The following is a 19,990-nucleotide window of genomic DNA, read 5'->3' as shown; positions in this document are numbered from 1 at the left end:
GGTCTAGAGCTGGTCGGTGTATTCCAGCAGCCGGGCGATCGCTGCCCGCGCGCCCAGCTCGTCGTTGTAGCCCGAACGCACGATCGCCGCAGATACTGCCTGGGGAGTGATTCCCAGGATCCCGGCGACCGCTTTTTGCTGCCCGCGCACACCGGGAGTCAACAGGTCAACGACGGACCATTCGGCCTCGGTGCGGGTGCGGATCCACTGTCCGAGCATGCGCAGCAGGCCCTCGAGCTCGCCGTCCATCTCGTCATTGCCCGAGGAAACGCAGATCGGGACCCTTTCGCCGCGGTGGCTGGCCGCCTCCAGCGCGCCGAGCGCGCGCCGCGCCGCCCTGCCCTCGACCAGGTCGGCCTCTGCGGGCACCGGCTCGTACAGGCTGCCGATGCCCAGCCCGATATTGCAGAAGTTCAGCCGTGCCACGCGCAGCAGCGCGTCGACGGCGGCATCGGGGTCACTGGGCACTCCGAGCAGCAGCTGCCCGCTGAGCGCGGTGAACGGCGCGTGGGTGTCGACTTGTTCCAGCTGGTGCCAGAGCTGCTCGCTGGCGGCGGCAACATCGGTGACCGAGCGGGGCCGGGGGCTGAGCGCAACGACAAACATGATTCAAGTATTGCGTGTGCAACCGGGTTTGTCGCGCACTGCGCGCTGCAGGCTGCCGCTAGCTTCCCTGCGGAAGCCGGATGCTGGCGCGCCGGATGAACAACTGCGTCGCCGGGCCGATGAGCAGTGCGTAGGCCACGGTGCCGATGCCCACGGGTCCGCCCAGCAGCCAGCCGATGGCCAGCACCGAGAGTTCCAGGGCCGTGCGGACCAGGCGGATCGAAACACCGGTGCGCCGATGCAACCCGGTCATGAGGCCATCGCGCGGACCGGCGCCGAAGTGGCTCCCGATATACAGAGCCCCTCCCAGCCCGTTGACCAGGATAGCCGCGGCCAGCGTGAGGATCTGCCAGCCCAGGCCATGGACTTCAGGCAGGAAGCGCAGGAAGGCATCCAGCGCGATTCCCAGGTACAGCGTGTTCGCGATGGTGCCGAGGCCGGGCCATTGCCTCAGCGGGATCCACGCCAGCAGCACCAGGATCCCGACCAGGATGATGATCGTCCCGAGCGAGAGCGGCAGGTGATTCGCGATGCCCAGGTGCAGCACATCCCAGGGATCAACGCCCAGCTGGGCCCGGATCATCATGGCCATGGCGAAAGCGTAGAGGGTCAGGCCAAGGAAAAGGGTAGTGAGGCGCAGGGGCAGTCGTCCGGCGGAAAGCTGCTGGCGCGGAGACAGGTTCGTTATGGTCATGGAAGCAATGCTCCGGTAAAGTGGACTTAGAAAAAATAGCCAATTATGAATGGGTGGATCCATGGGACGCGTCACAGCCGCGACGCTTGCGGGCATGCTCGGTGCCGTTGATGCTTCAATGCCCGCCTACCGCTGGCTCTTCCTGGCAATGCGGGCGCTGATTGCCAACGGCCGGATCCTGCATGGCACTGCGCTGCCCAGCGAACGCGACGCCGTCCAGGCCCTGGGGCTGAGCCGCACCACGGTGTCGCGGGCCTACTCCGAACTGCGCGATGCCGGGTACGCCAGTGCCCGCCGCGGCTCGGGGACCATCGCCCAACTGCCCGGAGGCCCGGTATCCGGAGGCGCCGAACCGCTGCCGCTGGGCGGATTCGGGCCGATGCCCGGAAGCCGCGCCCTCGATCTGACGTGCGCGGCGCCAAATGCCCCTGCGGGGATGATCGCCGAGTTCGAAGCAGCGCTCGAGCAGCTTCCGCGCTACGCCGCGACCATGGGCTACTATCCGCTGGGCATCGAGCCATTACGCGCCGCCCTGGCCGAGCAGTACACCCGCAAGGGGCTGCCGACTAGTCCTGAACAGATCATCGTCACCTCCGGGGCGCTCTCCTCGGTCGCCGCTGCCGGGCGCGCGGTGATTGGCCGCGGGCAGGCGGTGCTGGCAGAAACACCCACCTATCCGAATTCGCTGCTGGCGCTGAAGGCCCACGGGGCGCGCACCGCCGCCGTGCCGATCGGCCCGGAAGGATCGGATCTGGAGCAGATTGCCGAAGCCCTGCAAAGGATCTCGCCCGCGGTGATGCTGTGCCTGCCGGATTTCCACAACCCGGTGGGAACGCTGCTCGATGATGCCGGACGTGAACGCTGGGCCGCCGAGCTCGATCGCGCGGGAACCGTGGGAATTGTCGATGAGACCTGCGCCGAGCTATGGCTCGATGAGCGGCCCGAGGTATTGCCGATGGCCGCATTCTCCAGGAACCTGATCAGCGTGGGCAGCGCCAGCAAGTCGCACTGGGGAGGCTTGCGCCTGGGCTGGATCCGCGCCCCGCGCCACCTGGCTGGAGCACTTGCCCGCTCCCGGATGAGCATGGATCTGGGGGCTCCGGTACTGGAACAGCTGGTGCTGGCCAATGCGCTCGCCTCGCAGTCGGCCCTGTCCCCGGCGACCCGCGAGGAGCTGCGCGGGAACCGTGATTGGATGATCGGCGAATTGGGCAAGGTGCTGCCCGACTGGGAACCCAACCGGCCTGCCGGCGGACTGAGCTTGTGGTGCCATTTGCCCCAGCCGCGTTCCAGCGCGCTGGCGCGCCGGCTGAAAGGCATCCTGCTGGCCCCCGGAGCGACCTTTGCCGTCGAGGGGCACGGGCTGGAGCACTATATGCGCCTGCCCTTCGCCCAGGACCGCTCGCAGCTGGAGCAGGCCCTGCCGGCCATTGCCGCGGCATGGCGCCAGGTGGCTGCGTAGCCTCTGGCCTCAAGCGGCTGGCGGAACTAGGCCGGAGTGCGGCTGGGCGTGCCCTGCTGGGCGGGCAGCGCAACGGTCGTGTACTTGAAGAAGAACTGCGTAGCGGGGCCAATCAGCAGCGCATAAGCCACCGTGCCCACGCCCACCGGACCGCCGAGCAACCAGCCGATCCCCAGCACGCACACCTCGATAATGGTGCGCAGTAGGCGGATCGATTTGCCGGTGCGCAAATGCAGCCCGGTCATCAGGCCGTCGCGCGGGCCGGGGCCGAAATGGCAGCCGATGTACAGGGCGCCGCCAAGGCCATTGACGGCGATGGCGCCAACCAGGGTCAGGATCTGCCAGCCCAACCCGTGGACATCAGGGATGAGCCAGAGAAAGAAGTCCAGGCCAAGCCCGATGAGCAGCACATTGGCGACGGTGCCCAATCCTGGCCACTGCTTGAGTGGAATCCAGGCCAGCAGCACCACGACGCCGACGATGATCACTATCGTTCCCAGCGACAGCGGAATGTAGTTGGCCAGGCCCAGGTGAAGCACATCCCACGGATCCACGCCGAGCTGGGCGCGGATCAGCAGTGCCATGGCCAGCGCAAAAAGCATGAGGCCGATGAACAGATTTGCAAGACGCAGGGGGAGCTTTCCGGCACGCAGCTGATCGAGCGGAGTGAGATTATGCAGGGTCATGATGCTTCAAGGCTAGCCCTGCGCTGAACCCCGGCAGTAATCCCGCAAGTATCAGATGGTCACATTCCTAGTCCCAGTCCAGCCATGGTGCGGCGAGCCCCGAGACAACCAGGGCGAAAGCTCCGATGAAAAGAAAGCCGATGGCAAGCGAAAAAAGAACCATCCAGCGGGTGGGACTGCTATTCATTATCGGATCCAGGCTTTCGTTTCATCATGATCCCGGTCAAGCGGGCCACCGAGTAGACGGCGCCAAACAGGGGAATAGGCATGGCTAGAGCCAGCGGTATGGCGGTGCGCACACAGCGTTCGCGGAGGAACTGCACCAGCACAAAGAGCGTGCCCAGCGCCCACAGCACCAGAATGCCAACTTCCAGGCCGTCCAGTGCCATTACCGCTTCCATGAAAGCAGTCTATCCACCGGGGGCGAGGCTTCCCAGTATCGCAATGCCCAGGGCCGACGATAGCTGGCTCAGGTCCCCGGGCCGAGGTTGGCTGGCCGATGCGTCGGTTTCAGCACCAACCGTGGCTTGAACCCCTGGCGGGCGCAGTGCGGGAACATGGATGAACAATGCCGGGACCGGTTGGGAATACGCCAAATACGCAGTGTGGTTGCACACGAAACGCCCGGCATCCTCGGAGACCCTTGCCTCATAGCCTGCGGCGAGCAGGGCGCGGACGGCCGCTGCTGGATCAAGTGTGGCATCCAAGCGTCCCGGCGCATTCGCCTTGATGGCCGCTGACCGTGGCTGGGCGCCATCATTGTCGGGGATGCGGGCATCATCTTCGTTAAAAGCCCATCGCTCCGGCGTGATTGCATTCCGGCCGCCGGCTTCGCCGACGCAAATCAGCGCATCGGGCTGGTGCTTCGCCAAGAGCGATTCGAGTGCTTTGCCGGAGGCCGCGAAGGACACCGGAAGCATGGCGGTGAGGACCTGATGCTCGCCCAGCTGCCTGGGAAGGCTGGAAACGGCTTCCTGGCTGGCATTGAATTCGTCGTTGCCGAACGGCTCGAAACCGGTGACCAAAATATGCATGGACCAATTATGGGCCCAAACTGTCGGTGTCCGCTGATAGGACTGAGGCAATGGTCCGCTCGACAGTTTTTGGTTAGGTGCTCATGGTAATCGCGGTTTTTGTACTCGTCATCCTGAATATTCTGGCAACGGCATGTATTGCCTTGCTGCTGGTGCGCAGGACATCCGGCTCTGATGGCACCCAGATCCAGGACTCGGTGCGTGCTGCTAATGCGGAGCTCCGGCAGGAACTGGGGACCCAGCGCACCGAACTGCGCCAGGGGATGGGCGAAGTGCGTACCGAGATCGACGCCAAGCTGACCGCGATGGCAGAAGCCAATGCGAACCGCCATCTGCAGGTCCAGGGGCTGCTCCAGCAGGAAATGGAGAAACTGCGCTCGGGCAATGAAGCCAAACTCGAGAAGATGCGCGAGACGGTGGACGAGAAGCTCCAGGGGACCTTGGAGAAGCGGCTGGGCGAATCCTTTGAACTGGTCAGCAAGCGGCTGGAAATGGTGCAGAAGGGGCTGGGGGAAATGCAGAGCCTGGCCCAGGATGTCGGCGGGCTGAAACGCGTGCTCACCAACGTGAAGAGCCGTGGTTCATGGGGCGAAGTGCAGCTTTCGCGCCAGCTGGAAGACATCCTCACCGCAGAGCAGTACGAGCAGAACGTGGCGGTCGTGCCCGGCAGCCGCGAGGTCGTGGAGTTCGCGGTGATCCTGCCCGGGCGGGATGCCGGAACGATCTATCTGCCAATCGACTCCAAGCTGCCGCAAGAGGACTACGAGCGCCTGCTCGATGCCCAGGAGCACGGCGACAAGGCCGTCATCGCCGCTGCGGGCAAGGCGCTGGACCGGGCGATCCTTGAGCAGGCCAAGCTGATCTCCAGCAAGTACATCGCCCCGCCGTACAGCACCGACTTCGCCATCATGTACTTGCCCACCGAGGGGCTGTTCGCCGAGGTTGTGCGCAGCCCGGGGCTGGCCAGTAAGCTGCAGGCCGAGCACCGGGTGCTGGTCACGGGGCCGACCACCCTGATGAGCCTGCTGAACTCCTTGCAAATGGGTTTCCGGACACTGGCCATTGAGAAGCGCAGCAGTGAGGTGTGGCAGGTGCTCTCGGCGGCCAAGGAAGAGTTCCGCAAGTACGGAGATGTCTGGGACAAGCTGGGCAAGCAGCTGGCCACGGCGCAGAACACGGTGCGCGATGCCGGTACCCGGACCCGTGCGGTGGAGCGGAAACTCAAGGACGTGCAGACCCTGGAAGTTTCCGCGCAGGAAGATGTGCTCAGCGGAATGCTGCCTGAAGCCTAGCGCCGGGCAGGTCCGGGTCTCCGGCAGTGAACCGGCAGCAAAAGCAATGGCGGCGACCCCGATTCGGGGGTCGCCGCCATGTTCGGCTTGAGCCTAGTGGCTAGGCCTTGAAACGCTCGATGGAGCGAGCCAGCTCGGCTTCGGCAGCCCCGCGGCCTTCCCAACCCTCGGCCTTGACCCACTTGCCTGGTTCCAGGTCCTTGTAGCGGGTGAAGAAGTGCTCGATCTCCTTGATCAGCCATTCGTCGATGTCTTCAAGTTCCTTGATGTGGTCAAAGCGCTTGTCGGCAGGAACGCACAGCAGCTTGGCATCGCCACCGCCATCGTCGGTCATGTTGAATACGCCAATTGGGCGTGCTTCGACAACAACACCTGGGATCAGGTCAACACCCGGGATGAAGACCATGGCGTCCAATGGATCGCCATCTTCGCCCAGAGTATCGTCGAAGTAGCCGTAGTGGGTTGGGTACTGCATCGAGGTGAACAGCACGCGATCCAGGCGCAGGCGGTGGGTCTCGTGGTCGATCTCGTACTTGACGCGCGATCCGGTGGGGATCTCGATGGTCACGTCGTGGCTCATGAAAAGCACACTCCTAAACTAGTCTTAGGGATATCCGCTAATAAGGGTATCGCCCCATTGCGCCTGATGGATAAAACTGCGAGAGGAATGTAACCATATGAACACTGCCGCCCGACGCGCTATTACGCTGGGGGTGGCGATTGTTGCCATGGTTGCAGTGATTGCCGCGATGCTGCTGGCCCCGCGATTCTTCACCGGAGAGCCCGAGGCTTCCTACACCCCGGCCAGCGCGCAGCTGGCCGATAAATCCCCAGTCGCCGTGCGGGACCTGGACCCCAACGCCGCGCAACCGGACCCCGGGATCCTCGCCGCGAAGCTGGATGGCATCCTGGCGGACAAGCCCGACCGGACGTCCTTCAACGCCCAGGTGGTCGACGTGGCCACGGGCACAGTCCTGTATGACAGGAACTCCGAAATAAATGGCACCCCGGCCTCCAGCCTGAAGGTAGTCACCGCCATCGCGGCCCTCGATGCCCTCGGCGGCGACACCCAGCTGTCCACCAGCGTGCTGCTCGATGGCGGCACATTGATCCTGCGCGGCGGGGGAGATGTGCTGCTGGGCGACGGGGAATCGGACCCGGCGCACCCCAAGGGCTATGCAGGACTGGCAACCCTGGCTAAGCAGACCGCCGAAGAACTTGAAAAGCGCGGCATCAGCGAGGTCAAGCTGTGGCTGGACGACTCGCTGTTCGGCGATGCGCACAGCAACCCCGCCTGGGACAAGTCGCTGTTCACCTCCAATAACATTGGCCAGGTCTACCCGATTGCGCACTACGCCGGGCGTGCCGGGGAAAGCATCAGCACCGCCTACCAGTCCGACCCGGCCGCGCAGGTCCGCAAGGTCTTCGCCCAAGCCCTGGGCGAGCAGGTCAAGGTGGATGAGGGTGGCCGCGGCCCCTATGCGGGGGGCGAGCAGATCACCGAGGTGAAGTCGGCACCGCTGCGCGATGTCATCAAGCACATGCTGCTGGTTTCGGATAACTACATTGCCGAATCCATGGGCCGCCTGGTGGCGCTGGACCGCCAGATGCCCGGGGAGCAGGCAGGGGCCGCCGTCGCTGCTGTGGCCCAGGCCCATGGGGCTGCTGGCCACACGCTCGTGGACACCAGCGGCCTGGCTGCCAGGAACCGGATTTCGCCCGCGGCGCTGACCGCGGTACTGCGCTCGGCCGCCACCAGCAAGAAGCCGGAATTGCGCGAGGTCGTCTACTCGCTGCCGGTCGCCGGCTACAACGGCACCTTGATGAACCGCCTGGGCGGTGCCGGAACACTTGGCCTGGTCCGCGCCAAGACCGGCTCGCTGACCGGCGTGGCCACGCTGACCGGCATGGCCATGACCGAAGACGGGCGCCTGCTCGCCTTCTCGATCTATGCCGATCAGCCCAACGGAACACTCGCACCCCACAAGCCAACCATTGACTCTGCTGTCACCGCCATCCGTGGCTGTGGCTGCCGGAGCTGAACGCCGCAGGAGCAGCAAATGAACCAGTTCGTCGATTGGAAGCTGGCGGCCAAGGCCGCGAAAACCCTGATGCCCGCCGGGCCGGGGATCCAGGCCCAGGATGCCGCGCGGATCATCGAGGAACTGCGCATCGCCGCCGGCGAAGGCCTGGTGGAGGCCGAGAAGGTTTCCAAGCTGGCTGCTTCCGCGCCCTCGCAGACCCTGGTGGTGGACCGGTCCGGCTGGGCCAAGGCCGTCAGCCAGAATTTCGCGGCCCTGCTCCCGGCAGCGCGTCAGGACGTCCCCGGTGTGGTCCCCTTGATTGCCGGCGCAGAACTTGGCGCGGTGCTCTCGGTGCTGGGCACCCGGGTGCTGGGCCAGTTCGACCCGTTCGTCGGCCCGCGCCTGCTGCTCAACGCCCAGACCATCACCCAGATCCGCGGCGAGCTGAATGTGAACGCCCGCGACTTCTACCTGTGGATCGCCACCCACGAGCAGACCCACCGCCTGCAATTCGAGCACGCTGCCTGGATCCCCGGGGTCATGAAGCAGACCCTGGCCGAGGCCTTCGAGCCGCTGGCCGGCACCACCCACTCCATGGGCGAACTGGGTGAACGCCTGAAATCCATGAAGTCCGAGGTCAGCGAACTGACCAGCATCATGTCGGTGCTCGAAGGCCACGCCATGGTCGTGATGAACGATGTCACCTCGATCCGCAGCATCAAGACCATCCGCCGCCGCTTCGAAGCCCGTGGCGAGAACCGTTCGGCCCTGGCGATCCTGCTGGGCAAGCTGCTGGGATTGGATGCCAAGGCGCTGCAGTACAAACGCGGGGCAAAATTCGTGCGGCATATCGTCGACGCGATTGGCTACGAGGGCTTCAACGAAATCTTCACCGCCCGCGAGATGTTCCCGAGCGCCGGGGAACTCGATGACCCGGAACGCTGGCTGGCCCGCACCCGATGAGCCGCGCCCTTCACCTTGCCCGCGCCGCCATCAGTGCCAGCAGCGCGCCCGGGCTGAACCTGATCGGGGTTTCCGGCGGTGCCGACTCGCTAGCCCTGGCCATTGCCGCCGCGACGCTGCCCGCTTCCTTCGGCGCCGTGGTCATCGATCACGGCCTGCAGCCCGGCAGCGCCCAGGCGGCCGAACGCGCCGCCGGGCAATGCCGCGAGCTGGGATTGGACCCGGTGGCGGTGGTCCAGGTCGAGACCTCGGATGACGAGGCTTCGGCCCGCACGGCCAGGTACCAGGCCTTTGAAGCAGCCCTGCAGCAGTTCAACGCGCAGGCATTGATGCTCGCCCACACCCGCGACGACCAGGCCGAGCAGGTGCTGCTGGGGCTGCTGCGCGGATCGGGAACCCGCTCGCTGGCCGGCATCCCTGCCCGGCGCGGAGCCTACCGGCGCCCCCTGCTGGAACTGTCCCGGGCGCAAACCGAGGAAATCTGCCGGCAGGCGGGGCTTGGCTACTGGGAAGATCCGAGCAACGCGGACACCGGGTACAAGCGCAACCTCATCCGCCATAGGATCCTGCCCTTCTTGCGCGAGGAACTTGGCGAGCATGTTCCCGAAGCACTGGCGCGCACCGCCAGCCTGGCCGCCGCCGACGCCCAAGCCCTCGACGAATGGGCCCAAGCGGCCAAGGACGAGCACGGGTTGGCGATCCCGGACCTGGCCAAGCTGCCGGTGGCCATCAGCTCGCGAGTATTACGCCTGGCCGCCATGGAAGCCGGGGCCAGGAATGTGGGCCATGAGCGAACGGCGGCGCTGTGCGCGCTGGCCGGGCTCGGCGTCCCCAAGTCCAAATCAGCTGGTCCTGTGCAGCTGGATGGCAGGATCAGCGCCTTCCGGCGGCAATCGGTGATCGTTTTCACCACAACCGGCTAAACAACCTTCCGCTAAATGTGGCACTCTAGGTAAGTACCACACCTCTAGAATCAGGAGAATTCTCGTGGATTCCAATGCAGTCAAAGCCGATCTTGCGCACGTTCTGTACACCAAGGAAGAAATCCAGGCCCGCGTGGAAGAACTTGCCGCGCAGATCGACAAGGATTACGAAGGCCGCGACATCCTCGTGGTAGGTGTGCTCAAGGGCGCCGTGATGATCATGGCTGACCTGGTTCGCGCACTGAACTCCCACCTGACCATGGACTGGATGGCAGTGTCCTCCTACGGTTCGGGTACCCAGTCCTCCGGTGTGGTGCGCATCCTCAAGGACCTGGATTCCGACCTCATGGGCAAGCACGTGCTGATCGTCGAGGACATCATCGATTCCGGCCTGACCTTGTCCTGGCTGAAGTCCAACCTGGAATCCCGCGGCCCGGCCTCGGTGGAAATCTGCACCCTGCTGCGCAAGCCGGAAGCAGCCAAGGTGGAAATCGACGTCAAGTACGTCGGCATGGACATCCCGAACGAATTCGTGGTGGGCTACGGCCTGGACTTCGCGGAAAAGTACCGCAACCTTGATTGCGTGGGCACCTTGGCCCCGCATATTTACCAGTAGGGAACTTTTCTCGCCAATGGGGCGTTGAGAAATATCGAAGGTGGCGTGACCCGGACGCCAGAGCAGTGCGTGAGGGGGATGCGCCAGGCGCGGGGCCTGTCGGATCAATGAAAACGAAGAAGCTTTTTAACAGCTGGATCATTTGGGTCCTGGTCGGCGTAGTCGCCGTGGTGTTGTTCCTGCCGATGGTCTTCGGCAATAACTCGGCCAAGGTGGACACTTCCGTAGGCCTGCACCAGCTCACCAGCGGCAATGTCACCGAAGCGAAGATGTTCGACGGCGACCAGCGCGTGGATCTGAAGCTGCGCGACTCGCTGAAGGTCGATGGCGTGGACAAGGGCACCTCGGTGAGCTTCTACTACTCCACCGCCCGTGCCGAACTGGTGGTCGATGAGATCAACAAGGCCAACCTGGGCAAGTTCACCGACCAGCCGGTGGAAAGCAACTGGCTGCTGTCGATGCTCGGGATCATCATCCCGTTCCTGCTGATCGCCGGCATCTTCTGGTTCATCCTCGCCCGCTCCCAAGGCGGCGGCTCCAAGGTCATGCAGTTCGGCAAGTCCAAGGCGAAGCTGATCACCAAGGACATGCCGCAGGTGACCTTCAAGGATGTCGCCGGCGCCGACGAGGCCGTGGAGGAACTCCACGAAATCAAGGAATTCCTGCAGGAACCAGCCAAATTCCAGGCCCTGGGCGCGAAGATTCCCAAGGGCGTGCTGCTCTACGGCCCTCCGGGCACCGGCAAGACCCTGCTGGCCAAGGCCGTAGCCGGCGAGGCGGCGGTACCGTTCTACTCGATCTCCGGTTCGGACTTCGTGGAGATGTTCGTCGGCGTGGGCGCCTCGCGCGTGCGCGACTTGTTCGAGCAGGCAAAGACCAACTCCCCGGCGATCATCTTCGTTGACGAAATCGACGCCGTCGGCCGCCATCGCGGCGCCGGCATCGGCGGCGGCAACGATGAGCGCGAGCAGACCCTGAACCAGCTGCTGGTGGAGATGGACGGGTTCGACGCCACCACCAACGTCATCCTGATTGCCGCGACCAACCGCCCCGACGTGCTGGACCCGGCGCTGCTGCGCCCGGGCCGCTTCGACCGCCAGATCCCGGTGGAGGCACCGGATCTGAAGGGCCGCGAGCAGATCCTGGCCGTGCACGTGAAGGGCAAGCCGATGGATGCCACCGTGGACCTGAACGCCGTCGCGAAGAAGACCCCGGGCTACACCGGCGCCGACTTGGCCAACGTGCTCAACGAGGCCGCGCTGCTCACCGCCCGCTCCAACGCGAACCTGATCGACGACCGCGCCCTGGACGAGGCCATCGACCGCGTCATGGCCGGCCCGCAGAAGCGCACCCGCCTGATGGACGAGCACGAGCGCAAGGTCACCGCCTACCACGAGGGCGGCCACGCGCTGGTGGCAGCGGCCATGAACCAGACCGCACCCGTCACCAAGATCACCATCCTGCCGCGCGGCCGCGCGCTGGGCTACACCATGGTGGTTCCCGAATCCGACAAGTACTCGGTCACCCGCAACGAGCTGCTGGACCAGATGGCCTACGCCATGGGCGGGCGCGTCGCCGAGGAGATCGTCTTCCACGATCCGTCCACCGGTGCCAGCAACGACATCGAGAAGGCCACCGCCACCGCGCGCAAGATGGTCACCGAATACGGCATGAGCGAGAAGGTGGGCGCCGTGCGCCTGGCCGGCTCGGCTGCCGAGCAGGGCATGGGCACCGCCTCCCGCGACTTCTCCGACGAAATGGCCCACCTGGTGGACCAGGAAGTGCGCGAGCTGATCGAGCAGGCGCACAACGACGCCTACCAGGCGCTGATGGCCAACCGCCATGTGCTCGACCGCCTGGCCCTGGCGCTGCTGGAGCGCGAGACGCTGAACCAGAAGGAGATCGCCGAGATCTTCTCCGACCTGGTAAAGCGCGACAAGCGCGAAGTCTGGCTGAGCAACGAGGCCCGTCCGGTGCACCAAGAGGGCCCGATATTAAGCCCCAAGGAGCGCGCAGCTTCCTCGACCGACTAGGATCGAAGCGTGAGTGAACTACAAGAGATTGATCAGCCGCGGATCGCGGCAGCCGTGCGCGAGATCCTGGAAGCCATTGGCGAGGATCCCGACCGCGACGGCCTGGTAGACACCCCGAAGCGGGTGGCCAAGGCCTATGCGGAGTTCTTCGCCGGCTTGCACCAGAAAGCGGCAGACCACTTGTCCACCACCTTCGACATCGAGCACGATGAGATGGTGCTGGTCAAGGACATCCCGTTCTACTCGACCTGCGAGCACCACCTGGTGCCCTTCTACGGTTCGGCGCATATCGGCTACATCCCGGGCAAGGGCGGCAAGGTCACCGGCCTGTCCAAGCTGGCCCGGCTGGTCGAGGTGTACGCCCGCCGCCCGCAGGTCCAGGAGCGCCTGACCACCCAGATCGTCGATGCCCTCGTGGAGCACCTGAACCCCTCCGGTGCGATCGTCGTCGTTGAATGCGAGCACATGTGCATGTCCATGCGCGGGGTGCAGAAGCCCGGCGCGAAGACCGTGACCAGTGCGGTGCGCGGGCAGCTGCGGGAAACCGCCACCCGTGCCGAAGCCATGAGCCTGATCCTCGGAAAGTAGGAACCCCCATGTCGCTTGGAGCGATCCCGGGCACCGGCCCGAACACCAGCCCATTGCCGGTGATCCGCAAGTCCAGCAAGAAGACCATGGCCGACCTGCCAACCGGCCGCACCCTGGTCATGGGCATCCTGAACGTCACCGAGGACTCCTTCTCGGATGGCGGGAAGTACCTGTCCGGCGATGCCGCGATCGACCAGGGCCTGAAGCTGCTGTACTCGGGTGCCGACATCATCGACGTGGGCGGCGAATCCACCCGCCCGGGCGCCACGAACGTGGATCCTGCCCTGGAGCGCGAGCGCATCATCCCGGTCATCGAAGCCCTGGTGAAGGCCGGCGCGGTGATCTCCGTGGACACCATGCATGTCTCCACCGCCCGCGCGGCCATCGCCGCCGGCGCGCACCTCATCAACGACGTTTCCGGCCTGACCTATGAGCCGGGCATGCCGGAGCTGATCGCGGAAACCGGCGTCCCCTACGTATTGATGCACCGCCGCGGCACCGCGCAGGACATGGTTTCCGAGGCGAACTACCAGGACGTGGTCACCGAGGTCATCGCAGAATTGCGCATGCTGCGCGATGAATTCGTCGCCAAGGGCGTGGCCCCGGAGCAGATCATCATCGATCCGGGACTGGGCTTCGCCAAGGATGCGCAGCACAATTGGGCGCTGCTGGCCAACGTCCCTGCCATCGAGGAGCTGGGCCACCGGGTGCTGATCGGCACCAGCCGCAAGCGCTTCCTGGGCGAACTGCTGGCCGAGGGTTCCAAGAGCCGCGCGCCGATGGAACGCGATTCCGCGACCGCCGCGACCACCGTGCTGGGCGCCCGCGACAAGGTCTGGGCAGTGCGCGTGCACGATGTCACCGGCAACCGCGACGCCATTGAAGTCGTGCAGGCCTATGGATCGCATTAGCATCTACGGAATTTCGGCCACCGGCTACCATGGCGTTTTCGACCATGAGAAGCGCGACGGCCAGGAATTCATCATTGACGTGGTGCTGCACGTGGATATCTCACGTGCGGCAGCCAGCGACAATGTTCTTGACACGGTGCACTACGGCGAAGTCAGCGAGCTGGTAGTCCAGCAGATCCAGGCCGGCCCGTGGGACCTGATCGAGAAGCTGGGCAGCGAAATCGCCGAGGCGATCCTCGCCGCCTACCCGGGCGTGTTCACCATCGACGTGGTGGTGCACAAGCCGCAGGCTCCAATCCCGGTACCGTTCACCGATGTCACCATCTCGCTGACGCGGCACCAGAAGCAGCACACCGCGATCATCGCGTTGGGCGCCAACCTGGGTGATCCGCAGGCTACCCTGGCCGCCGCGGTGCAGGACCTCGGCGCAGAAGTCGAGCTGCTCAAGGTTTCCCCGCTGGCCATCACCAAGCCGGTAGGCGGTCCGCCGGAACAGCCCGATTACACCAACCAGGTCGTCCAAGTGCGTACCCGGCTGGCCCCGCATGAGCTGCTGGATCTGTGCCAGTGGATAGAAGCCAAGCACCACCGCACCCGCGAAGTGCGCTGGGAAGCGCGCACGCTGGATCTGGACCTGATCGCCTACGACCAGCTGAACCTGGATGATGAGCGGCTGACCCTGCCTCATCCGCGCGCCGCGATCCGCGGCTTCGTGCTGGCCCCGTGGAGCTGGATGGATCCGGACGCGGTGCTGAACGGGCAACTGGTTTCCCGTTTGGCCGCCGAAGCTGCCGATACGAAGGACATCATCCGGCTATGGCCAAGCTGAAGCTGCGCTGGCTGCTCTGGTGCGCCGGGCTCGGGGCCGTGGCCGGCTGGATCGCGTTGCGCCTGCTCACCGCGGCAGGCAGGTACGCGCCGGTGCTGGACTACTCCGCCCTGTACTCGCTGGGCGCGGTCTGCGCGGTGATCCTGTTCCTGGGGATCCGCGTGAAGCGCTCCACCCTGGGCAAATCGGACTTCGAGCCGATCGCCGCAGCTCGTACCCTGGTTCTGGCCCAGGCCTCGGCGTATGCTGGTGCGGTGATTGCCGGTTGGCATGTTCCGGCCATCATCACCCTCTGGGCGGCCACTGGGATCACCCCCACTCTGACCCGCGGCCTGGTGCTGACTGGTGCTGGTGTCCTCATGGTGATTATTGGGTATATTGTTCAGCAACTGTGCAAACTACCTCCAGAGGATACCGATGGCAACAGCGACTCCGTGGTCACCGAATAACTTCACCCCAGCCCACCGGGACTACGCCAAGGTCAAGTTCACCACCTGGGCAATCACCTGGGGCCTGTTCCTGCTGGCGGCACTGGTCCCTGCCGTGCTGGCAGTCACCGGCGTCGGCATCCCGCTGTGGCTGGTGCTTTCCCCGGTCCTGCTGGTGCTGGCGATCGCGTTGCCGGCATTGCGCATCATCCGCCGCCAGGTCGCCGCACTGGGCTATCTCGAACGCGAAGAAGACTTCATCGTCCGCTCCGGGGTGATGTGGCGCAAGCAGGTGGTCATTCCCTACGGCCGCATGCAATACGTCGAGGTCAACAGCGGGCCGCTGGAGCGCCGCTATGGGCTATGCCAGCTAACGCTGAACACCGCCGGCAGCGCTGCCACCGCGCACGTCTACGGGTTGCCCGAGCGCGAAGGGCAGGCCCTGCGCGAACGGCTTGTGGCCGCCGGCGAAGAGAAAATGCTATGAGCCAGGCCGAAGAACTGGCCACCGGAGACAGTGCCGAGCCATGGCAGCGGGTGCATCCAGCCAGCCCGTTCGTCCACGGCTGGCTGGCCATCATCGGCCTGGGCTACATCTACTGGCAGAACACCGACGACCTGTCCTGGGCGGAGCGCTTCTCCGGCACCAGGTTGATGTGGACCGTCGCGGGCGCCGGCATCGCACTGGCCGTGGTGCTCATCTTCTACTTCCTTTCCTGGTACTTCACCCGCTATAAGCTCACCAGCACCCACGTGTACGTGAATTCCGGGATGCTATTCCGCAGCCAGAAGCAGGCGCGCATCGACAAGGTGCAAGGCATAGACATTGCCCAGCCACTGGTAGCCCGGCTGCTGGGTCTCGCCGAACTGCGCTTTGACGTGGCCGATTCCTCCGAGTCGGTGCTGCGCCTTTCCTTCCTGCGCAAGGCCGATGCCCACGCGCTGCGCGTGGTCATCCTGGAGCGGGCCCGCGGCGAAGAACCTGCCGCTGCCCAAGAAAGCGGCTCCCACGACGCGGCGGATCGCGCGGCAGCCCAGTCGCAGGCCGCCGCGGACGCATTGCCGCTGATGGCCAACGTGCCCATTGGGCGCCTGATTGGCTCCATGTTCCTGCAATTGCCGGTGATGTTCGGGGTGCTCGCATGCCTGGCGATGCTGGTGCTTTGGCTTGCCGGGGTCGACGGAATCATCGCGGCCCTGGTCCCCGCGGCCTTGGCCTTCGGCAGCTTCTACTACAAGCAGCTGAACCAGGGCTGGAACTTCACCGCCAGCGCCTCGGACACCGGCATGCGCATCAGCTACGGACTGGCTGACACCCGCCAGCACTCCATTCCTGCCGGCCGCGTCCAGGCCATTTCGGTGACGGCACCCTTCTTCTGGCGGATGCTGGGCTGGTACAAGGTGGAAGTCAACGTGCTGGGCACCAAGAGCGATGACGCGGATAACCTGCAGGTGCTCCCGGTGGGCGACTTCGAGTCGGTCGCCCGCATCATGGGGATCCTGCTGCCGGATCTTGGCGTCGCCAACCAGCGCGAGGTGCTGGCCACCGCGGTGAGCACCGGATGCGAACACGGTTTCACCGGCTCCCCGGAACGCGCCAAGCCGCTATCGCCCGGGGCATGGAAGCACCAGGCGTTCCTGGCCACCGGCACCACGGTGATTTCCCGGTATGGCTGGCTGGCCCGGCAGGCCAGCTTCGTGCCGCATAACCGGGTGCAGGGCATGAGCTGGGGCCAGGGGCCGTGGGAGCAAGGACGTAAACTGGCCGGTGTCCGCTTGCACTGTGCCGGCGGAAACATCATCGGATACCTGCATCAGATTGATGCGGACACCGCAGCAGAATTTATTCGGGCGCAAACCCGGCGCCTGGTTGAAAGGTAGAAGTGGACGCACCACGCTTGGGAATCGGCATCATCTCCGCCGGCAAGGTAGGCACCGTGCTTGGTGCGGCGCTGGCAGCCAGCGGACACCGGATCACCGGAATCCACGCCGTCTCGGAGGATTCGCGCGATCGCGCCGACGCCTTGCTGCCCGGCGTGGAACTGCTGGACCCAGCAGAAATCCTGCGCCGCAGCGAACTGGTGCTCTTTGCGGTACCCGACGACGTGCTCGGCGAACTGGTGTCCGGACTGGCAACGGGCGGCCATATCGCCGCTGGGCAGTTGATCGCGCACACCGCCGGGCGGTACGGCACCTCGATCCTGCAACCGGCCTTGGATGCTGGCGCCTTTGGACTGGCAATCCACCCGGCCATGACCTTCACCGGCATGAGCATGGACCTCCAGCGCCTGACCGACTGCGTCTTCGCGGTCACCGCGGACGAGGCCATCCTCCCGGTAGCCCAGGCGCTGGTGGTGGAAATGCGCGGGGAGCCGGTGGTGATCGCCGAGCAGGATCGTGCCAGCTACCACGCGGCCCTGGCCCATGCGGCAAACCACCTGAACACCATCACGGCGCAATCGGCGGACATCCTGCGCCGGATCGGCGTGGAAGAACCATCCAATACCCTGCGCGCCCTGATGTACGCGAGCCTGGATAATGCCCTGCGTTCCGGCGCGGGCGCACTGACCGGCCCGGTAGCACGAGGCGATAGCGGAACGGTCACCGCGCACCTGCAGGCGCTGGCCGATGCCCCGGCGGAAACCAACAATTCCTATCGGAGCCTCTCGCGCGCTACCGCGCTGCGCGCCGCAGAACGCGGACTGATCTCCCAAGCCACGCTGGAAGAGCTTCTGCGAGTTCTAGAATAGAAGCGTGAAAACCCCGAAGATTGTAAAGACCCGTGCCGAGCTGAAGGCTGCTATTGCCGCAGCTAACCCGGGATCGCTGGGCTTCGTGCCCACTATGGGAGCCCTGCACCGCGGACATGCTTCGCTGTTCAAGGCCGCCCGCGCAGAAAACGAACTGGTAGTCATCTCCGTATTCGTCAATGAGCTGCAGTTCAACGATGCCAGCGACTACGCCACCTATCCGCGCCAGCTCGACGCTGATGTGCAGCTGGCCGCGGCCGCCGGCGTCGATCTTGTCTTTGCCCCGGACGCTTCCGAGATCTACCATGCCGGCCTTCCGCTGGTGAAGTTGAGCTCCGGCGCGCTGGGCGAAATGTATGAAGGCGCCTCGCGTCCAGGCCACTTCGATGGCATGCTGGCCGTAGTCGCCAAGCTGCTGCACTTGACCGACCCGCGTCGGGGCGAATACCGCGCCTACTTCGGCCAGAAGGATGCCCAGCAGCTGATGCTGATCCGCCGCATGGTTGCCGACCTGGACTATCCGGTAGAACTGCGTGCGGTGCCGATCGTGCGCAGCCCGAAAGGCCTGGCGCTTTCCAGCCGCAATGCATTGCTCAACGAGGAAGAGAAGGAAGCAGCCTTGGTGCTGCACCGTTCGATCCAGCTGGTTGCCGACCGTGCGGCACGCAATGAACCGCTGTACATCGAGGATGCCATCGGCATGTACCAGATGGCCCCGCTGGTGGAGCTGGACTACTTCGCCGTCGTTGACCCGGATACCCTGCAGGAACTGGCATTCAACTGCCAGGACACCCCCTTCACCGGCGAGGGCTTGATCCTTGTCGCGGCGAAGGTGGGCAACGTCCGTCTGATCGACAACCAGCCGATCTAGGCAAAGCGTCGAGCAGTCTGCCCGAGGACCTGGCGGAAGCCGCACAGCTCCTGCATGATTTCGGCGGCGGGCTGCTCGGCGCCAACGAACTGCACCGCCTCACCGGCATAGACCGGGGCTATGTCCGTCAGCGCTTCGGAGCGGGCCTGATCCATCTGCTCGCGCAGCGCATCGTTCGGCTCCCAGCTGGAAAGATCCGCGTGCTTGTCGCTGAACTCATTGCGCAGCGCCCGTCCGCCGAACTCGGGCGCCCATGGCAATTGCTGGGCGAGATCGAAGGCGCGGGTATAGATAGTGTCATCCAGGCCCGCATTGCGTGCTGCGCTCTTCATGTTCCCGTGCCCGCTGGACTCTGCTGCCGAGAGGAAACGGGTCCCGATCCAGGCAGCTTCCGCGCCAGCTGACAGCACCGCGGCGATACCTCGCGCAGTGCCGATGCCTCCGGCCGCCACCACAGGCTTCTGGTGCTGGGCGGTTGCCAGCTGCAGCAGCGGCAGAGTTCCGGCTTCATTGCGGCCATGTCCGCCACCTTCTGCGCCACGGGCAATGATGATGTCGATGTCATCAGCCATCGCGCGTTCCAGATCTGCCGCATTGCCTACCTGCATGGCGGTCAGAACTCCAGCCTCATGGGCTACCGCCGCGGCCCGGGTGACATCGCCGAAGCTCAAGGTCACCAACGAGGGCCCGAACTCCAAGAAGGCCTCTAGCGGGGAGAGATCCGTTTCCAGCGCCCAGGCCATGAAGCCGACGCCCCATGGAGTACTCAGGGATTCAACGAATTGCGTTTGCTGTTCAATCCAGTCAGCTGTGGGAGTTGCAGGCGAACCGATCATCCCTACACCTCCCGCGTGGGAAACAGCTGCAGCCAAGGCGCCGCCAGCCGCGCCAGCCATAGATGCATTGAAGATGGGTTCACGGTATCCAAGGAGTCTTTGCAGGTCGCTCATGAGCCCAGACTAGAACAGCGAAATGAATGTGACCTAGAACGCGGCCCCTCGATTTGTAAGTGCCCAAGAACCTGTGTATAGTTTTTATCTGTTGCCGGAACGGAAACAACACGGAATCTACCGATTGTTCACCCGGCAGCCAATCACTTTTCACTAAAGGTTTTCCGCCGATTTTGATCGGATCAGGAACTCTGGTAAGTTGGAAAAGTTGCTCCGGAGCGAAGCAGTCATCGAAGGATTGGTGGTTGTGGTGTCGAGAGTGTTTGTTGTTTGAGAACTCAATAGTGTGCCAAGTTTGTTGATACCGAATATTTTTATTTGGTGAATACA

22 protein-coding genes are annotated in these 19,990 nt (G+C 64.6%); 15 read left to right on the top strand and 7 right to left on the bottom strand.

Translation table 11 applies throughout. The features are described 5' to 3' along the window. Positions 1-3: 3 nt before the first annotated feature. Both EDF61_RS07880 and yczE (EDF61_RS07875) read right to left on the bottom strand, forming a co-directional pair. Positions 4-606 (bottom strand): hypothetical protein, encoded by a 603-nt coding sequence (locus EDF61_RS07880; protein WP_105658637.1) that lies wholly within the window; start codon positions 604-606, stop codon positions 4-6. A gap of 58 nt (positions 607-664) precedes the next feature. Further along, positions 665-1,300 (bottom strand): membrane protein YczE, encoded by a 636-nt coding sequence (gene yczE / locus EDF61_RS07875; protein ID WP_133833727.1) that lies wholly within the window; start codon positions 1,298-1,300, stop codon positions 665-667. 61 nt (positions 1,301-1,361) lie between these two features. On the opposite strand from yczE (EDF61_RS07875), the gene yczR reads away from it, so the two are divergent. Then, on the top strand, positions 1,362-2,762 hold the full coding sequence (gene yczR / locus EDF61_RS07870; protein ID WP_166650738.1) for a MocR-like transcription factor YczR: 1,401 nt from the start codon (positions 1,362-1,364) through the stop codon (positions 2,760-2,762). 26 nt (positions 2,763-2,788) lie between these two features. Here the strand turns inward: yczR and yczE (EDF61_RS07865) are convergent, their stop codons facing one another. The 3 genes from yczE (EDF61_RS07865) to EDF61_RS07855 form a co-directional block, all read right to left on the bottom strand. Next, complete coding sequence (yczE, locus tag EDF61_RS07865) at positions 2,789-3,448, bottom strand: membrane protein YczE (protein ID WP_133833725.1); 660 nt, start codon at positions 3,446-3,448, stop codon at positions 2,789-2,791. A 179-nt stretch (positions 3,449-3,627) separates the two neighbouring features. Next, positions 3,628-3,849, bottom strand: coding sequence for a hypothetical protein (locus EDF61_RS07860; RefSeq protein ID WP_133833724.1), 222 nt, complete (start codon positions 3,847-3,849; stop codon positions 3,628-3,630). A 9-nt stretch (positions 3,850-3,858) separates the two neighbouring features. Continuing rightward, a complete protein-coding gene (locus tag EDF61_RS07855; protein ID WP_105662172.1) occupies positions 3,859-4,482 on the bottom strand; it encodes a pyroglutamyl-peptidase I in 624 nt (207 codons plus the stop codon). An 83-nt stretch (positions 4,483-4,565) separates the two neighbouring features. Between EDF61_RS07855 and EDF61_RS07850 the strand changes: the two genes are divergently transcribed. Beyond that, positions 4,566-5,774, top strand: coding sequence for a DNA recombination protein RmuC (locus tag EDF61_RS07850; RefSeq protein WP_105662171.1), 1,209 nt, complete (start codon positions 4,566-4,568; stop codon positions 5,772-5,774). 100 nt (positions 5,775-5,874) lie between these two features. Here the strand turns inward: EDF61_RS07850 and EDF61_RS07845 are convergent, their stop codons facing one another. Further along, positions 5,875-6,354: an inorganic diphosphatase gene (locus tag EDF61_RS07845; protein ID WP_133833723.1), complete on the bottom strand. Its 480-nt coding sequence runs from the start codon at positions 6,352-6,354 to the stop codon at positions 5,875-5,877. 97 nt (positions 6,355-6,451) lie between these two features. Here EDF61_RS07845 and dacB point away from each other — a divergent pair, with 97 nt between their 5' ends. The 13 genes from dacB (at position 6,452) to panC (ending at position 18,710) form a co-directional block, all read left to right on the top strand. Then, positions 6,452-7,816 carry a D-alanyl-D-alanine carboxypeptidase/D-alanyl-D-alanine endopeptidase gene (gene dacB / locus EDF61_RS07840; RefSeq protein ID WP_133833722.1) on the top strand — a complete coding sequence of 455 codons (1,365 nt, stop codon included), beginning with the start codon at positions 6,452-6,454 and terminating at the stop codon, positions 7,814-7,816. An 18-nt stretch (positions 7,817-7,834) separates the two neighbouring features. Continuing rightward, positions 7,835-8,761 (top strand): zinc-dependent metalloprotease, encoded by a 927-nt coding sequence (locus EDF61_RS07835; protein WP_105658630.1) that lies wholly within the window; start codon positions 7,835-7,837, stop codon positions 8,759-8,761. Continuing rightward, on the top strand, positions 8,758-9,684 hold the full coding sequence (tilS, locus tag EDF61_RS07830) for a tRNA lysidine(34) synthetase TilS (RefSeq protein ID WP_286172157.1): 927 nt from the start codon (positions 8,758-8,760) through the stop codon (positions 9,682-9,684). Before EDF61_RS07835 ends, tilS begins: the two co-directional genes overlap by 4 nt. A 64-nt stretch (positions 9,685-9,748) precedes the next feature. After that, positions 9,749-10,300 carry a hypoxanthine phosphoribosyltransferase gene (hpt, locus tag EDF61_RS07825; protein ID WP_105658629.1) on the top strand — a complete coding sequence of 184 codons (552 nt, stop codon included), beginning with the start codon at positions 9,749-9,751 and terminating at the stop codon, positions 10,298-10,300. Positions 10,301-10,407: 107 nt separating this feature from the next. Continuing rightward, on the top strand, positions 10,408-12,333 hold the full coding sequence (ftsH, locus tag EDF61_RS07820) for an ATP-dependent zinc metalloprotease FtsH (protein ID WP_105658628.1): 1,926 nt from the start codon (positions 10,408-10,410) through the stop codon (positions 12,331-12,333). Positions 12,334-12,342: 9 nt separating this feature from the next. Beyond that, the gene (gene folE, locus EDF61_RS07815; protein ID WP_286134348.1) at positions 12,343-12,921 is read left to right on the top strand and encodes a GTP cyclohydrolase I FolE; all 579 of its coding nucleotides are present in this window, start codon (positions 12,343-12,345) and stop codon (positions 12,919-12,921) included. 8 nt (positions 12,922-12,929) lie between these two features. After that, complete coding sequence (gene folP / locus EDF61_RS07810) at positions 12,930-13,832, top strand: dihydropteroate synthase (RefSeq protein WP_105662168.1); 903 nt, start codon at positions 12,930-12,932, stop codon at positions 13,830-13,832. Next, on the top strand, positions 13,819-14,661 hold the full coding sequence (folK, locus tag EDF61_RS07805) for a 2-amino-4-hydroxy-6-hydroxymethyldihydropteridine diphosphokinase (RefSeq protein WP_166650737.1): 843 nt from the start codon (positions 13,819-13,821) through the stop codon (positions 14,659-14,661). The genes folP and folK overlap by 14 nt, the downstream gene beginning before the upstream one ends. Continuing rightward, on the top strand, positions 14,649-15,110 hold the full coding sequence (locus tag EDF61_RS07800) for a DUF3180 domain-containing protein (RefSeq protein WP_105658625.1): 462 nt from the start codon (positions 14,649-14,651) through the stop codon (positions 15,108-15,110). Before folK ends, EDF61_RS07800 begins: the two co-directional genes overlap by 13 nt. Next, positions 15,079-15,576 carry a PH domain-containing protein gene (locus EDF61_RS07795; RefSeq protein WP_105658624.1) on the top strand — a complete coding sequence of 166 codons (498 nt, stop codon included), beginning with the start codon at positions 15,079-15,081 and terminating at the stop codon, positions 15,574-15,576. Before EDF61_RS07800 ends, EDF61_RS07795 begins: the two co-directional genes overlap by 32 nt. Next, entirely contained in the window at positions 15,573-16,970 is a 1,398-nt protein-coding gene (locus tag EDF61_RS07790) for a PH domain-containing protein (protein ID WP_166650736.1), read from the top strand. The genes EDF61_RS07795 and EDF61_RS07790 overlap by 4 nt, the downstream gene beginning before the upstream one ends. Before the next feature lie 2 nt (positions 16,971-16,972). Then, positions 16,973-17,839, top strand: a complete 867-nt coding sequence (locus EDF61_RS07785) for a Rossmann-like and DUF2520 domain-containing protein (protein ID WP_133833720.1) — start codon at positions 16,973-16,975, stop codon at positions 17,837-17,839. Between the two features lie 4 nt (positions 17,840-17,843). Then, positions 17,844-18,710 (top strand): pantoate--beta-alanine ligase, encoded by an 867-nt coding sequence (panC, locus tag EDF61_RS07780; RefSeq protein ID WP_133833719.1) that lies wholly within the window; start codon positions 17,844-17,846, stop codon positions 18,708-18,710. Here panC and EDF61_RS07775 read toward each other — a convergent pair. Continuing rightward, a complete protein-coding gene (locus EDF61_RS07775) occupies positions 18,707-19,660 on the bottom strand; it encodes an NAD(P)H-dependent flavin oxidoreductase (RefSeq protein WP_133833718.1) in 954 nt (317 codons plus the stop codon). The genes panC and EDF61_RS07775 overlap by 4 nt on opposite strands. Positions 19,661-19,990: the final 330 nt, after the last annotated feature.

Origin of the sequence: Arthrobacter sp. JUb115 (assembly GCF_004365035.1) — a bacterium.
GTDB lineage: Bacteria > Actinomycetota > Actinomycetes > Actinomycetales > Micrococcaceae > Glutamicibacter.
Note: the sequence above shows the minus strand (reverse complement) of the source record. Positions and strands in the feature narration are given on the sequence as shown.